Source organism: Neobacillus soli NBRC 102451 (assembly GCF_001591665.1).
Classification (GTDB): Bacteria; Bacillota; Bacilli; order Bacillales; family Cytobacillaceae; genus Neobacillus; species Neobacillus soli.
Genome location: NZ_BCVI01000035.1, coordinates 20,127 through 34,162 on the forward strand (window position 1 = coordinate 20,127; position 14,036 = coordinate 34,162).

The following is a 14,036-nucleotide window of genomic DNA, read 5'->3' on the forward strand; positions in this document are numbered from 1 at the left end:
CCATTTCTCATTACCTTTGCTTTTTTCTTCCCGTACCTGTTTTCGTACTGCTTCTTCCAGACGAAAAGGATCGGGAATTTGAATTTGTTTGTTTTCCTTTAAAGGTCCCGCCTGACCTTTTGTGTTTTTCTTTATTCATTCCACTTTTCTCTTTTGGAGCGGTGGCGATGTTCCTCATATTTTCTTTTTCCGCTCCATTGTTTTGTTTTTGAATCGTGATGTTTAATTCTTTTTCTATTAACTCAAGCATTGGCTCATCTGCTGAAGAATAAAAGGTGATGGCCAATCCAGTCATTCCCGCCCTGCCGGTTCGGCCGATTCGATGGACATAGCTTTCCGCGTCTTGAGGGATATCGTAGTTAAACACATGGGTAACCCCTTCGACATCTAATCCTCTTGCTGCCACATCTGTAGCAATCAGCAATTGAACCTCGGCATCCCTGAAGCGCTTCATTACTCGTTCTCTCTTAGCTTGGGACAAATCACCATGCAATTCATCGCAGGAAAAGCCGTTTGCCTTCAGGACATCATATAGTTTACTTACCCTGCGTTTTGTCCGGCAAAAAATAACCGCTAAAAAGGGGCGATACGATTCTACTAATTGAATGAGCGTTCCTTGTTTTGCACGGTCCGTTGTATGAATCGCTACCTGGTTGACATTGTCAGCGGGTCCCTGTGTTTTTTCTACTTGAATATATTCTGGTTCACGCATATGCTTTTTTGCCAATTGACGAATTTCAGGTGGAATGGTTGCTGAGAACAGCATCGTCTGCCTGCTTGCAGGTGTTTCCCTGATGATATCTTCTACCTCACCAAGAAAGCCAATATGAAGCATTTGGTCGGCCTCATCCAAAACAAGGAAAGAAATTTCTGAAAGTCGGACCGTTTCTCTTCTTATATGATCTAATAGCCTTCCAGGTGTTCCAACAACAATTTGCGGATTCCTCTTTAATTTTTTTAACTGTTTCGCGACATCCTGCCCGCCATAAACAGCCAAGACATCTACTCCCTCTATATCAGCAATCATTTTTTCAAATTCGGCTGTAATTTGCAAGGCTAATTCCCTTGTTGGTGTGACGACAAGTGCTTGAACATGATCAGCATCGTGATTAATTTTTTCAAGAATCGGCAGAATAAAGGCAAACGTCTTCCCTGTTCCTGTTTGCGCCTGGGCAATAATATCGTTACCCTTCATTACAAATGGAATGGCTTGCTCTTGAATCGGTGTTGGTTTGGCAACACCTTGGCCGCGTAATTTTTCGACTACTACTTCAGAAATCCCTAATGATAAAAAATCTGACAAACATACCCCTACTTTCTATATTACCTATCTATTTATATTGATTGTTTATCGGCACAATTGCAACTTTACGGTAAAAATACATCATTAAGCAGACATCGTCATGCCCAAAATCGGGAATAAAGAGGAAAAGCGGATCCCCCAGGTAATATCCAATTGATATCCAGGAGATGTCGTATGTTTTGTAAATGAGGTAGTAAGTGTCCGGAAATATGTCGTAAGAGCCTAAAAATAGGACCTAAAGGAATGCTAAATCTTTTTTGTGAGTCAGCATCCACGGTAAGATCGAAGTAGATGAGTTCTACTTCGATCTTCTAGTCCAAAATTATGGGAAACATCGAAGTAGACAGATTCTACTTCAACTTTCTAGTCTAAAATCCAGGGAAACATCGAAGTAGATGGGTTCTACTTCAACTTTCTGGCTTAAAATCCAGGGAAACATCGAAGTAGACAGATTCTACTTCAACTTTCTAGTCTAAAATCCAGGGAAACATCGAAGTAGATGGGTTCTACTTCGACTTTAAAGCTAAAAATCAATCGGATTGTCGAAGTAAAGAAGAATCTGGATACAGCATTATCATTACAAATGACAAAAGATATGTCGTTCATAAAAAAGAATAGACATTAGTTACCTTTTCAATTTATAATGAATAATACCAACTTAATTAATCGGAATAGTGTGTTTAGGAGGAGGGTATTTATGACCAAACATAGTTTTCTCATCATTCATGGATTAGGCGGCAGCGGTCCTGACCATTGGCAAACCTGGCTTGCTCAAGAATTAACCAAAAGAAACTATCATGTATGTTATCCGACATTCTCAAATTTCAATTCACCCAATAAAGAAGTTTGGCTGGAGGAATTAGCTGCTGCAATTGCGACAATTCCAGACAACCATCGCCTCACAGTTATTACACACAGTCTAGGCTGCCTCCTATGGCTCCATTACGCAGCAAATCAAAACAGACGAATTGCCAAGCAAGTGGTTCTTGTTGCACCGCCTTCCCCAACAATCGTTCTTTCAGAAGCAAAGTCTTTTTATCCTGTTCCTTTGAATGGGCAGCAACTACCAAGGACGGCAGAGGATACATTATTTGTCCACTCATCTAATGACCCCTATTGCAGTATGGAGGATGCGGAAAAATATATAAATATTGGCCTGCCTTCGATTACTTTTCCTAACATGGGACATATTAATCCCAATTCAGGACATGGAAGATGGCCATGGATTTTGGAGCAATGCCTTGCTTCGGAAAAAAATCCCGTCATTGTTTAAATAATTTTTGCGAGCACACAAAAGGCTGTTGAAGTTTCCCAACAGCCTTAGAGGTTGCTACTATTTATTTAAAAAGTTCTTTAATATTGTATTTACGGAGGATGCCTTCTATTTTAAGTCCCGTACTAATATCCCCTTTTGCCTTTACCTTCCCTGTCAATAACGCCATGCTTCCACTTTGTTTTCCTAAAAGACTATTAGAAATCAAAGCATTTCCATAATTCCATGATACTGTTACCTACCAATATTGGACAGTGGAAGTTTCTTGAACTTTTCAACTTGTACTAATTTTCCCCTACATATTGAATTAGATTCCAAATTTAATCCCATACAACATTTATAGCCTCAGCTGCTTGACTTTTTCCTGCATGCGATAATCCATAAATATCCTCAATCGTCCGTAATAGATTAAAGTGATTATAATCTTTAGTAAATTGTCCTGTTTTTACCATTGGGCCGACAAAAAAGGTTGGAATCTTATTGTTTTGTGAATTATCGTCTTCGTCCCATGTAACAATCAATAGGCTATTATGGGTTTTTGCCCATTGAACATATGCATCCATATGTTTCTTTAGCCATTGATCTGCCTCTTGAATGGTCCCATCATGCATGTCATTCTGAAGATTGGGAATGACAAAGGAAACAGTCGCCAACTGATTAAAATCCTTCGGAAAATTTGTCAATGGCTGATTTACTTCTTTAGGTACATTGGTAAAGTTTACCCAAGGATTATGTTTGCGGGCATAGCCTCCATCTCCTGCTAAAGGTCCATTAAAACCAATCGAGGGTAGGTCTTCTGAATAACCTCCAAAGGAATACTTTCTATCTATCAGTTCACTTCCCAAATTCGCTGTAGAGAATTTAACTTTTGGGACTTCATCATTGGTAACCCCTTGGTTTGAACCAGAAAACAAATCCAGATAATTAGGCTGGCTTGGATGCTCGATTGCATAGTAGTTTGTTAGGTTTGCTCCCTGGTTCATAAGTGAATTCATATAGGGAGCGGAAGGATTATCTTGTATTTCTTGGTGTGAATGATTTTCCTCCACTACGATAACAATATGATCAATTTTTGGAAGACCCTTCACTTTTAGGCGGTTTTCAACCGGTTCCATTGGCTCCTTTTTAGGGGATTGATTTTGTGTACAAGCGCTTAAAATGAACATACCACAGACGAGAATAATGCCCCATTTTTTCAACAAAAGGTCCCTTCTTTCCTTACGTTCGTTGTTTATTTGATATTAATATTGATTGTTTATTTTTGAAAAAGCAAACAATCTTTCTTGTATTTTACGCAAAAAAACCCTATCAATTTGATAAGGTCTTTACATATTATCATGCAGTGAACAATATGGTCTGTTAAATCAAACCGTTACTTCAGCCTTCACCCATTGGTTTTCCACAGGAATTCCAGCATCCTTTATTGTTCTAAAAACAGGACAGCGCTGGTCAACGGCATTTTGCAATTCGTCAATTCTTTCCTGTGATTCCGTTGTTTCGAGGGTTGCTTTTACGGTCACTTGCTGGAAATAAGGTTTTACCGTTAAATCGCCCATTAAACCAGCTAAATCCAAGCTGCCTTCGACATCAAATGATATTCCCTGAAGGTCAAACTTCATTTCCTGCGCAATTAATTGCGCCATCACATTTTCACAGGAAATCAGTGAGGATAAAAATGTTGACAGTGGATCGATTGCTGAATCCTTTCCGCCAAATGATTCCGGTTCATCGATTGCGATAGTGTGCTTTCCAGCTATAGCATCCAGACGCATCCCAGTCCCTTTACCTTCTACCTTAAAGCTCTTCAATTGTCCCATTAAAACTCCTCCATTCATTAAAAAGCTATGCCAAAACCATTTCCCTAAGTTTTTTCGCTGCTTCCGACATGACTTGTAATTTTTCATAAGCAATTTCTTCACTGTTCATTGGCCGCTGCGCAAATGTTCCAAAACCGCAATCCGGGTTTAAGAAGATCTTTTCATCGGGCAGATATTTTCTTGCCTCCTGAACTCGCCCAACAATTTCATCAACCGTTTCAACGGTTTCCGTGCGCGGGTTAACGATTCCAAAGCCCAGCTCTTTTCCGCCAAAATCACCAATCGCATCAATCTCCCCGGCTCTTGGTGTAGCATATTCAAGAATCAACTGGTCAACATTTACATGGGCAAGATATGGAATTAACGGATAATAGGGACCACGAAGCAGTACCTGCTCCTGGGTGCTCCAATTCCCGCGGCAGACATGAACGCCAATTCGTGTGCCTCTGCCTACCATCCCAGCAGTTACCTGGTTCATCAAGTCTAAAGCAAAGGCAATTTCTTCTTCTGCATCCGCCTTAGCAGTCAACGCCCCGCACATAAACGTCCGATTGGCATTTTTCTGCGTGAACACAAGCTCCGTCAGGACAGGCTCATCGAATTGAACAAAGTCTACTCCTGCCTCAATTAACTCTTCCATTTCTTCACGTAAAACGTTAATGATATCTACCGACAAATCTTCTTTTGTCGGATAAGCTTCCTTGGACAAGCCCTCGACCCACATCGCCCGTGTTAACAGGTACGGGCCAGGCAAGGTCACTTTAATTGCTTTGTCTGTGTGCTTTTTTAAAAATAAATAATCATCTAATGCCAGCGGCTTTTTGCGGCTGATTTTTCCTGCAGCGGCCGGATTAGACATCGAGAATGCCGGGACATCTAATGTACCGAGGATCTCCTCGAAGCTTGCTTTATCCTCAACATATTCAAGCAGTTCTGATACCATCAGCATCCGAACATTATCCAAATGCTCGGCAACAAACGAGATAAAATTATCGCGCCGCTGCTCGCCGTCGCAAACAATATCGATGCCTGCTTCCTCTTGGAATTTCAAACACTGCAAGACGGCACCGTCAGCAATCTTCTGAAACTCTTCTTCACTTATTCTTCCGGCACGTTTATCGCGCATCGCCCTTTTTACTTCGTTAGGCCTGGGCCAGCTGCCAATAACCGAGGTAGGAAACTTAGGTAAATTCATATCTGTTGTAACCCCCTGTTAAAATACAATGGAGAGCTTGATTTCTATATTTAATGCTTGTTTCAGAGTTTGATAGATGGGCGAGCGTGCAAGCGTATTGTTCCACAATTCCTCCAGCTCGATTTCAGACTCTGGTGATGAAACATAAAAGGTGCCTGTGATCCTATTCAGTTTAGGGCTGCCTTCGTCTTCTAATTCCAAATGGTACAAGACATTATCCAAACCACCCTTTAAAGAAAGCTCAAGATTATCAATCTCGAGATTACGCTTTGATGCCTGCGCTTTATAGCCGACCGTCAGGCATGAGGCCAGTGAAGCCAACAGATAATCGAGCGCACTTGGCGCATTTACCTTTGGACTGAAATCAGCTGGCTGTCCCGCTAGAAATGTATGGTTTCTGGAATGAACCTTTGCAGAGAGATCTTTCTCCCCACGGACCCGGACACTCCATTGATAGCCTTTGGCTGCCTGTAAATCCTGCTCTAATTCAGCCTGAGCTGAACTCCTAAGAATAAAGTACCGGGTGGTATTATCTCCAGGCTCTGAGCCAAGGAATTCATGGTCCACCATCCGGCACCAGGCCGGCAGGTCCTCAGCCACCGTTCGCTCCCGGCTGCGGACTTCAAGAATCTGACCATCTAACAAAGGATCCATCGCTTTTTTTATAATCAACAGCAAGCCGGAACCACAATCTAAATCTCCGCCATCACAGACTGCATTAGGAGTTCTCATATTATTCACCTGATTTTTAGTAGGTAATAGAAGCTGCACCTTGGCTAAGGAACTCAACTAATTTCGCTCCGCCCACAATCGTTGCACCTTCAACAAGATTTTCTTCATCTAACTCGCGCTTTTTATAGCATGGGCTGCAGACCCAAAGCGTACCACCAGCTTCAACAAATTGATCCATAAGCTGTTTTAATGGAGCAAATCCCGTTTCATGAATGTCATCTGCATATCCTTTCGACGCCAGGTAAGCGCCTTCAACATTTAGAAAAATAACCGTTTCCTGCCCTGATGCTACCGCAGCATTAGCTACTACGAACCCAACCGTTGCTTTATCAGGATCATTCTTCGCATTTGTTAAACTTACTAAAAATTTTCCAGCCATATTTCATTCCTCCATTAATATCGTTTTGTATGTAAAAGGTTGAAATTAACCTTTTTCAATAAAATAATGACTTGTCTTTCCAAAATCCTTGCGGTCATGGAGAGTGTGTTGTTGCATTCTGCACCATGCAGGGAGATCCTCACGGGCACCAGGGTCATAGGAAATGACTTCAATGATTTGCCCGCTTTCCATCCTTTTCATGGTTAAAAATAGGTTCATAATCAATTCTCCGCACCCTGTTGGGCCTGCGTCATAAATAAAGTCGGGAATATATTGGACCGCCATTCATTCCTCTCCTTTTTACATCTGTCATAAACTATACAACTAGATGACTCCACTTCATTATAAGGAAATGGTAAGCTTATATAAATTCAATTTATCTATTTTACCAATCACTACTAATCGATTATATGAATATCCAAGGAGAAGATGCTCATGGATTTGCATCAGTTGTATGTTTTTACGAAGGTGGTCGAACATAAAAGCTTTTCAAAGGCAGCGGAGGATATCTTTTTGAGCCAATCAACGGTTAGCTCTCATATTCAAGCATTAGAAAAAATGCTGGGTGTGAGGCTTTTTGACCGAGTTGCCCGAGAAAGCATTCTTACACCGCATGGGGAACGGCTGTATCAATGGGCACTTAAACTTTTACTCATGAAAGACCAGGCATTGCTTGACTTAAAACAAGGAATGACGGAGCTGCGGGGAATGATTCGGGTCGCTGCCAGTTCTGTACCAGGACAATTTATGATTCCAAAGATGGTCAAACAATTTAGGGTTGAATATCCTGAAGTCACCTTTCATATCGACCAGTCCTCTTCAAAGATTGTCGCCGAGAAAGTGCTGGGTGGTTCTGTTGATATTGGTATTTTAGGGGAAAAATATGAAAGCGAAAAACTTCGCTATATCCCTTTGTTAAAGGAGAAACTGGTGCTCGTCACATCGAATCAACTAGAAATGAAGGGTCCTGTGAACATTAGGGATATTTTACAATACCCTTTTGTGATGCGAAATTCTGATTCTGGAACAAATGCCATTCTCGAACGATTTTTGAAAAAAAGTAAAATAGCTAAGGAGCAATTAAATGTGATTTCCTATATCGAGGACGGGCAGAGTTTAATACAATTTGTCATCCAAGATGTTGGTATTTCAATCATTTCCGAAACAGCAGCAACTGAATATGCCCGCCAAAACATGCTTAAAATACATGAAATCAATGGTTTTAACGACGAAAGGTATTTCTATCTTGTTTACAATGTCAATAAAACACAATCGTTGGTTTCAAAGTTATTTATCGAGAATGCGGTGGATTTGATTTAGACACCGAATAAGGCGAAGGCTGGAGCGATTCGAAGTCCAGCCCTCAACACGGGGGTTCTTTTTCTGATTGGACAAAATTCAGGGTTTTAATATTACCTTAATGCAATCCTCCATTTTCGTATCAAACACTTCATATCCATGTTTGGCTTGGTCAAGTGGTAAGACATGGGTGATGATATCGCCAGGATCAAGCTTTCCATCATTGATCATTTCATAAAGGAATGGCATATAAGGTATGACCGGTGCCTGTCCAGTCAGGATATCGATGTTGCGATTGAATAGATCTCCGAGCGGAAAAGCATTATATCTACCGGCATAGACACCTGTTAATTGGATGGTTCCGCCCTTACGAACAGCTTGGCTGGCAATGACAATTGCACTCATTGCCCCGCCTTGGAGCTTCATTCCCGAAGCTAGAAATTCAAGCGGTGTCATTTTCCCATCCATACCAACAGCATCAATGACAATGTCAGCCCCGCCTTTCGTAATTTCAAGTAAATAGTCGCCAACATTTTCATGATCCTCGAAATTAACAATCTCCACCTTATTTGTACGTTTTGCATGTTGCAGGCGGTAATTAATATAATCAACGGCAATTACTCGTTTAGCACCTTTCATCCAGGCAAATTTTTGCGCCATTAATCCTATCGGACCACAGCCAAGGATAATGACCGTATCACCCGCTTTGACACCTGCATGATCAACACTCCAGTAGGACGTTGGGACAGCATCCGCAAGTAACGCTAGTTTTTCGTCCTCTACTTCACAATTCTCCGGAATCTTAAATGGCGTAAAATTTCCAAAAGGAACCCGCATGTATTCGGCCTGTCCCCCGGCATAGCCGCCCGTGGTTTCTGAATATCCGAAAAACCCTGCCCCTTGGCCATGTGGATTTCCATTGTCGCATTGACTTGTCAGGTCGTGATTGCAATACCAGCAGTGACCACAGGCTACATTAAACGGGATGATGACCCTATCACCTTTTTTTAACTTTGTTACTTCTGGGCCTACCTCCTCGACAATCCCCATCGGCTCGTGTCCAATCACATAATCAATCGGCAGATTCGGAATCATCGCATGAATTAAATGTAAATCGGATCCGCATATCGCAGAAGAGGTAATTTTTACAATAATATCGTCAGCATTTTTGATGGAGGGGTCTTTAACTTCCTTGACCTGAACATTCTTAATCCCTTGGTATGTAACAGCTTTCATCGATTTATTCCACTCCTTCTACTGATTTGGCGTTGCAAACATCCCAAGGCGGTCGGTGTCTCTAGGGAATAGCTTTAACTTGGCAATTTGGACGGCTGTTTCGGCAGCCTTCACGTCAATCGGAAATTGTTCTTTTATATTATGGGGATGAAGCCAGCCTTTTTTGATCATCAAGTCGGAAATGTCCGTATGCAAATCGATAGCCGCCTCCATTTGTTTGTGTAAGGCCCTTCTAAGTTCGGGATTGGCGGTTTCCGTCATCGCGAAACCGTAATTGCGTATTCCCGTTTTGACAGCTAGTAAAAAGTCCATTGCAAAAGCAGAATCGGCCAAATTCGGCATTCCTTCTGCGTTTCTAGGGTCTAAATAGTCTTCCATTTTTCCCACCTCACTTACTGTAGTAGTTGGCTTTGTTTGTAAAAACTAATCAGCTCATTAATATCCTTAATGGATTGCTGTACATCCTTTTCCATTAGTGCTTTTAACTCATTATCAAAGCATATTCCCTGCATTAATTTTGATTTTAGCAGGCAAACGGTTTTAAAGTTGAGGATTTCATGGGTTTCCATTGTTTCATGTATGGCCAGGCTATCTTTTTCCATAGGGACACCTCCAGATTCATTACATAGGTATTTTCCCCTTTCTCCCGTTCCTTTTATGCAGGGGAATAAACTAGGATTGTCTAAGAAAACATAATGAAGATATATATGTTTGCATTGGAGGGATAGTCATTGACGAAGATTTTGGGGCTTCATGAAACGCTGGACCTACACGAATTGTTGTCATTTAAAAACCTTTGTTTAACAAAAGCTACGATGATGAGCGGATTAGCTCAAGACGCCGAACTGCAGGCAATTCTTTCAGAAGATGTGACCATGGGGATTCAGCATATTCAACAGTTACAGCAGTTTTTGACAGATCGGAGGGAAACCAAGTGAATCAGCTCATCCAAAACCTGATGGGAATGGGCGGCATGACCGACCAGGTGATTGCCACCGATTTTCTCATTTCAGCTAAAGCCGGCGTGAGAAATTATGCAGTTGCGATTACCGAAACAGCTACACCTGAATTAAAGGCCGCCTTAAGAGAACAATTAAATACAGCGATTGCAACGCACGAAAAAATAAGTAACTATATGATTGCTAAGGGTTTCTATCATCCATATGATTTAAGTGAACAGCTGGAAGTTGACCTCACGGTGTCAGGCACCGCACTGGATCTTGCCGAAAAAAGTTAAAAGGGAGAACATTTCAGTTCTCCCTTTTAACTTTGGTTACTCATTTCCTTTAGTTTCTTTTTATCTATTTTTCCAACATGGGTTTTTGGCAATTCCTCTAAACGAATGAATCGCTTCGGAATTTTATATCGGCCCAGTTTAGCTTCACAATAGGTTTTTAATTCTTCTTCTTCTAATCTAGAAGTGTCTTTTACGACAAGAAAGGCAGCAACGATTTCACCCCATTTTCCATCAGGCAATCCTAGGACTGCCACTTCATCAATTGCGGGGTGGTCCGCAAGCCAATGTTCGATTTCAAGCGGATATACATTTTCTCCGCCGGTAATAATCATATCTTTCTTCCTGCCGACAATATAGTAGAAGCCTTGTTCATCCCTTTTCGCTAAATCCCCTGTATGGACCCATCCATCCTGCAACGTTTCCTGTGTTGCTTGTTCGTGGTTCCAATAAAACGAAAAGGCGTGTTTGCCTTTTACTAATAGTTCTCCGACCTCGTGTGGCACTGTTTCGCGGTCATTTGACCTTACTAATTTAATGGCATTAAATAGCATCGGTTTACCGACAGAACCACGTTTCATCCGTGCATCCTCAGGGCTAATATAAAAATTATTCGGTCCCGCCTCAGTGAGACCATACCCTTCTTTAAAAGCTAACCCCTTTTTCTGAAAGGCCTCGTAGATTTGCATAGGGCATGGTGCTGCCCCCGATAAAAAAATCTTCATAAAAGGGAATTCACTGTGTTGAAATTCGTCAGTTTGAATAAGCATATGATACATGGTCGGTACAAGGAGAATGGTCGTACAGTGGTACCGATTAAGGGATTCCACCGCTTTTTTTCCGGTAAAAGGCTCGCCGATTACAACTGTCCCGCCAATCATCAGGATTGGAATGCTCAAGGCATTTAGTCCGCCGGTATGAAACATAGGCATATAGTTTATCGTCACATCATCCTCTGCTAAACTCCAGCTTACTATCGTGTTAATACCATTCCAAAGGATGGATTGATGGCTTAACACAACTCCCTTTGGTTTCCCGGTGGTCCCGCCAGTATAAATCATCGCGAGTGGATCAGTTTCTGAGATTTCCTCTCTAAAAAAATCTCTTAGTGGATAAGAAAGTAGTTCTTCGTAACTGGCATCCCCTATCAAAAAGGTCCTAAAGTTATTTAGTTGTGGACGTATAACTTCAAACTGCTGATGGATTCCGACTAAAACAGGGGTACAATCCGCCAATATCTCGTTTATTTCATGCAATGATAAGCGCCAATTAAGCGGAACGAAGATGGCGCCAATTTTCCCGCAGGCAAACAATAAATCAAAATAGCTAATATGGTTTGGCGATAATAGGGCCACTCGATCACCTTTTTTAACACCTTGTGCATGAAGCCAGCTTGCGGTCGAGTTTGCCCGCTTATTCAATTCTGCAAATGTCCAAGCATTGTTTGTCTTTTCATCTAAAATTGCATCTTTATTTGGCGATAATCGTGCCCGATTTCCAAGCCAATCCAATTCCCAGTTCACCGACCAATCGCTCCTTCACTACTAGATGGAACTATCTTACTCATTTTTAGTTACAGGGTAGTTACAGAGGATGACTTTTACCAAATTGTAGCTGTTTGGATTAAAGTTTCTTCAAATTTATTGTTTATTCACATGAAAAAGCTGATTTCCTAAACACTATTTAATAAATCAATTTTAAACCCATCAAATCATCAATTTTTGGTGTAAATTTATACTACAACAATTAGATTTTTTACCGACAAACTCTTCTATGGGCGAATTTTTGGGTTCTATGGGCGAATTTTGGGATTCTATGGGCGAATATTAAGGTTCTATGAGCGAATTTTACCATTCAATGAGCGAATCCAATAATGCAACAAAAATTAATCTATAAAAAAACGACCCTAAACAGGTCGCTTCAAATATTACATCATGATTCCGCCATCCACGTGGAGCACAGTTCCATTCACGTAATTCGATTCATCCGAGGCTAGGAACAAATAAGCATTCGCAATATCCTCAGGCTTCCCTAATCGGGCAAGCGGGACCATCTGCATCATTTGTGCCAATACCTTTTCTGGAACCTTTGCCGTCATCCCTGTTTCGATAAATCCCGGCGCAACAGCATTGACATTAATCCCTTTTCGCCCCAGCTCCTTCGCCCATGTTTTCGTCATGCCGACAACGCCTGCCTTCGTCGCAGCATAATTCGTTTGTCCGACATTTCCATAAACCCCCGAAACAGAAGATGTGTTAATAATTTTTCCACGGCCATTCGCAATCATCGCTGGCAATACGGCTTGCGTACAGTGAAAAACACCTGTTAGATTAACATCAAGTACCGTTTGAAAATCTTCAACCGATAGCTTTGACAGCATGGCATCTCTCGTGATCCCCGCATTATTAATGAGGATATCAATCTTACCGTAAGAACCCCTTACCTTTTCAACCATTTCATCAACACTACCGCGATCTGCAACATTCACTTGAAAAAAGCTAACCTCATAGCCCTTCTCCTGCAGCTCCCGGGCACGCGCTTCCCCTTGCTCTACATTAAAGTCTGCCATGGCCACCTTTGCTCCTTCTCGGGCAAAAACTTCTGCAGCCGTCAAACCGATTCCACCCGCTGCTCCCGTAATAATGGCCACTTTTTCTTTTAATCTCATTACTGCACCCCATCATCCAAAAATTGTGTAATTGCCGTTAATAATTGTGGCAGATCATCCACTAGCGGTGAATGCCCGCAATCCTTTAATTCGATAAAAACGGATTTTTCTCCTAGGTCTTCCAGCAACTCTTCGTTCATTCCTGCTGTAATAACAAAATCGCGCTCTCCTCGTAACACAAGGACAGGAATATTGATTTCATCCACTTTGCCATTTCCTTCAACGAGTCCATTATGATGATGACTGATATTAAATGTGTTGTTAGCATGATGTACCTCCGCTAAATTACGCTGAGTCCTCATATCTTGCACATACTCATCATAAAGCGCTGGATTAGGCTGATTGTGTGTATAAATAACCGCATTCCAAATCAGTTTCAATAAGTCCACATTATTCGTGTCATAGGCAGTTTGCACAGGGATCGTTCGAATCAAATCCTTTTTGATTTCTTCATGTAAGGAAAAGCGCCGCGGCTCCTCATTTTCATTTAACTTTCCGTCGAATGGGTAACCTCTTGTCGATTCCGACGCTAATAAAATCAATTTATTACAATATCCAGGATAATCAACAGCAAACTGCATCGCGACTGCTCCACCTGTTGACCAGCCAACCACCGCAAAATCCTTCAAGCCAATTTCGTCAACAAACAGCTTCACATCATCAGAAAAATCTTTAATCGACTGAACGAGATTGTGATAGCTTGAGCCTCCAAACCCCCGCAAGTCAACCGCATAAAGTTTATATTTTGTAGCCATATTTTCTAGCACGAGATCCCAATGCTTCGATGATGTCATATTCCCATGGATTAATAATACCTTTATCTCGCCGCCTTCTCTCTCCCTGTAAGCCAATGTTTCTCCATTTGGCAAAAGCACTTCCTTCAAAGAAACGTTACCCATC

The 14,036-nt window shown here is 41.5% G+C and carries 17 protein-coding genes; 4 read left to right on the forward strand and 13 right to left on the reverse strand.

Annotation, left to right across the window (positions count from 1 at the left end; all coding sequences use genetic code 11):
• Nucleotides 1–10: 10 nt before the first annotated feature.
• Nucleotides 11–1,303: a DEAD/DEAH box helicase gene (locus tag BSO02S_RS12715; protein ID WP_066067495.1), complete on the reverse strand. Its 1,293-nt coding sequence runs from the start codon at nt 1,301–1,303 to the stop codon at nt 11–13.
• Nucleotides 1,304–2,000: 697 nt separating this feature from the next.
• Between BSO02S_RS12715 and BSO02S_RS12720 the strand changes: the two genes are divergently transcribed.
• Complete coding sequence (locus BSO02S_RS12720; protein ID WP_066067498.1) at nt 2,001–2,576, forward strand: RBBP9/YdeN family alpha/beta hydrolase; 576 nt, start codon at nt 2,001–2,003, stop codon at nt 2,574–2,576.
• A 320-nt stretch (nt 2,577–2,896) separates the two neighbouring features.
• On the opposite strand, the gene BSO02S_RS12725 is transcribed toward BSO02S_RS12720, so the two are convergent.
• The 6 genes from BSO02S_RS12725 to BSO02S_RS12750 all read right to left on the reverse strand — a co-directional run bounded on the left by BSO02S_RS12725 (nt 2,897) and on the right by BSO02S_RS12750 (nt 6,984).
• On the reverse strand, nt 2,897–3,778 hold the full coding sequence (locus BSO02S_RS12725; RefSeq protein WP_235846920.1) for an alkaline phosphatase family protein: 882 nt from the start codon (nt 3,776–3,778) through the stop codon (nt 2,897–2,899).
• Between the two features lie 162 nt (nt 3,779–3,940).
• The gene (locus tag BSO02S_RS12730) at nt 3,941–4,393 is read right to left on the reverse strand and encodes an OsmC family protein (RefSeq protein ID WP_066067504.1); all 453 of its coding nucleotides are present in this window, start codon (nt 4,391–4,393) and stop codon (nt 3,941–3,943) included.
• A gap of 25 nt (nt 4,394–4,418) precedes the next feature.
• Nucleotides 4,419–5,588, reverse strand: a complete 1,170-nt coding sequence (locus BSO02S_RS12735) for a cobalamin-independent methionine synthase II family protein (protein ID WP_066067507.1) — start codon at nt 5,586–5,588, stop codon at nt 4,419–4,421.
• An 18-nt stretch (nt 5,589–5,606) separates the two neighbouring features.
• Nucleotides 5,607–6,320, reverse strand: a complete 714-nt coding sequence (locus BSO02S_RS12740) for a sulfurtransferase TusA family protein (RefSeq protein ID WP_066067510.1) — start codon at nt 6,318–6,320, stop codon at nt 5,607–5,609.
• 16 nt (nt 6,321–6,336) lie between these two features.
• Nucleotides 6,337–6,699: a DsrE family protein gene (locus BSO02S_RS12745; protein WP_066067512.1), complete on the reverse strand. Its 363-nt coding sequence runs from the start codon at nt 6,697–6,699 to the stop codon at nt 6,337–6,339.
• Nucleotides 6,700–6,744: 45 nt separating this feature from the next.
• Nucleotides 6,745–6,984: a sulfurtransferase TusA family protein gene (locus tag BSO02S_RS12750; protein WP_066067517.1), complete on the reverse strand. Its 240-nt coding sequence runs from the start codon at nt 6,982–6,984 to the stop codon at nt 6,745–6,747.
• Between the two features lie 150 nt (nt 6,985–7,134).
• On the opposite strand from BSO02S_RS12750, the gene BSO02S_RS12755 reads away from it, so the two are divergent.
• Nucleotides 7,135–8,019: a selenium metabolism-associated LysR family transcriptional regulator gene (locus BSO02S_RS12755; RefSeq protein WP_066067522.1), complete on the forward strand. Its 885-nt coding sequence runs from the start codon at nt 7,135–7,137 to the stop codon at nt 8,017–8,019.
• 78 nt (nt 8,020–8,097) lie between these two features.
• Here the strand turns inward: BSO02S_RS12755 and BSO02S_RS12760 are convergent, their stop codons facing one another.
• From BSO02S_RS12760 to BSO02S_RS12770, 3 genes are read right to left on the reverse strand one after another with little or no spacing between them, the layout of a single operon-like run.
• Nucleotides 8,098–9,234 carry a zinc-dependent alcohol dehydrogenase gene (locus tag BSO02S_RS12760; RefSeq protein WP_066067526.1) on the reverse strand — a complete coding sequence of 379 codons (1,137 nt, stop codon included), beginning with the start codon at nt 9,232–9,234 and terminating at the stop codon, nt 8,098–8,100.
• Between the two features lie 18 nt (nt 9,235–9,252).
• Nucleotides 9,253–9,612, reverse strand: coding sequence for a spore coat protein (locus BSO02S_RS12765; protein WP_066067529.1), 360 nt, complete (start codon nt 9,610–9,612; stop codon nt 9,253–9,255).
• A 14-nt stretch (nt 9,613–9,626) separates the two neighbouring features.
• Nucleotides 9,627–9,836 (reverse strand): spore coat protein, encoded by a 210-nt coding sequence (locus BSO02S_RS12770; RefSeq protein ID WP_066067532.1) that lies wholly within the window; start codon nt 9,834–9,836, stop codon nt 9,627–9,629.
• 129 nt (nt 9,837–9,965) lie between these two features.
• On the opposite strand from BSO02S_RS12770, the gene BSO02S_RS12775 reads away from it, so the two are divergent.
• Together BSO02S_RS12775 and BSO02S_RS12780 are read left to right on the forward strand one after the other, a co-directional pair.
• Entirely contained in the window at nt 9,966–10,172 is a 207-nt protein-coding gene (locus tag BSO02S_RS12775; RefSeq protein ID WP_066067535.1) for a hypothetical protein, read from the forward strand.
• A complete protein-coding gene (locus BSO02S_RS12780; RefSeq protein ID WP_066067538.1) occupies nt 10,169–10,471 on the forward strand; it encodes a spore coat protein in 303 nt (100 codons plus the stop codon). Before BSO02S_RS12775 ends, BSO02S_RS12780 begins: the two co-directional genes overlap by 4 nt.
• Before the next feature lie 26 nt (nt 10,472–10,497).
• On the opposite strand, the gene BSO02S_RS12785 is transcribed toward BSO02S_RS12780, so the two are convergent.
• From BSO02S_RS12785 to phaZ, 3 genes are all read right to left on the reverse strand, one after another.
• On the reverse strand, nt 10,498–11,991 hold the full coding sequence (locus BSO02S_RS12785) for an acyl-CoA synthetase (RefSeq protein ID WP_066067542.1): 1,494 nt from the start codon (nt 11,989–11,991) through the stop codon (nt 10,498–10,500).
• 404 nt (nt 11,992–12,395) lie between these two features.
• Nucleotides 12,396–13,136, reverse strand: coding sequence for a 3-oxoacyl-ACP reductase FabG (gene fabG / locus BSO02S_RS12790; RefSeq protein WP_066067546.1), 741 nt, complete (start codon nt 13,134–13,136; stop codon nt 12,396–12,398).
• Nucleotides 13,136–14,035, reverse strand: coding sequence for an intracellular short-chain-length polyhydroxyalkanoate depolymerase (phaZ, locus tag BSO02S_RS12795; RefSeq protein WP_066067549.1), 900 nt, complete (start codon nt 14,033–14,035; stop codon nt 13,136–13,138). The genes fabG and phaZ overlap by 1 nt, the downstream gene beginning before the upstream one ends.
• Nucleotide 14,036 lies beyond the last annotated feature (1 nt).

Excerpts from the sequence above, each read along its gene's own strand:
- BSO02S_RS12720 (WP_066067498.1), top strand. The coding sequence starts at position 2,001 with ATGACCAAACATAGTTTTCTCATCATTCATGGATTAGGCGGCAGCGGT.
- BSO02S_RS12730 (WP_066067504.1), bottom strand. The coding sequence starts at position 4,393 with ATGGGACAATTGAAGAGCTTTAAGGTAGAAGGTAAAGGGACTGGGATG.
- BSO02S_RS12735 (WP_066067507.1), bottom strand. The coding sequence starts at position 5,588 with ATGAATTTACCTAAGTTTCCTACCTCGGTTATTGGCAGCTGGCCCAGG.
- BSO02S_RS12740 (WP_066067510.1), bottom strand. The coding sequence starts at position 6,320 with ATGAGAACTCCTAATGCAGTCTGTGATGGCGGAGATTTAGATTGTGGT.
- BSO02S_RS12745 (WP_066067512.1), bottom strand. The coding sequence starts at position 6,699 with ATGGCTGGAAAATTTTTAGTAAGTTTAACAAATGCGAAGAATGATCCT.
- BSO02S_RS12750 (WP_066067517.1), bottom strand. The coding sequence starts at position 6,984 with ATGGCGGTCCAATATATTCCCGACTTTATTTATGACGCAGGCCCAACA.
- BSO02S_RS12755 (WP_066067522.1), top strand. The coding sequence starts at position 7,135 with ATGGATTTGCATCAGTTGTATGTTTTTACGAAGGTGGTCGAACATAAA.
- BSO02S_RS12760 (WP_066067526.1), bottom strand. The coding sequence starts at position 9,234 with ATGAAAGCTGTTACATACCAAGGGATTAAGAATGTTCAGGTCAAGGAA.
- BSO02S_RS12765 (WP_066067529.1), bottom strand. The coding sequence starts at position 9,612 with ATGGAAGACTATTTAGACCCTAGAAACGCAGAAGGAATGCCGAATTTG.
- BSO02S_RS12770 (WP_066067532.1), bottom strand. The coding sequence starts at position 9,836 with ATGGAAAAAGATAGCCTGGCCATACATGAAACAATGGAAACCCATGAA.
- fabG (WP_066067546.1), bottom strand. The coding sequence starts at position 13,136 with ATGAGATTAAAAGAAAAAGTGGCCATTATTACGGGAGCAGCGGGTGGA.
- phaZ (WP_066067549.1), bottom strand. The coding sequence starts at position 14,035 with ATGGGTAACGTTTCTTTGAAGGAAGTGCTTTTGCCAAATGGAGAAACA.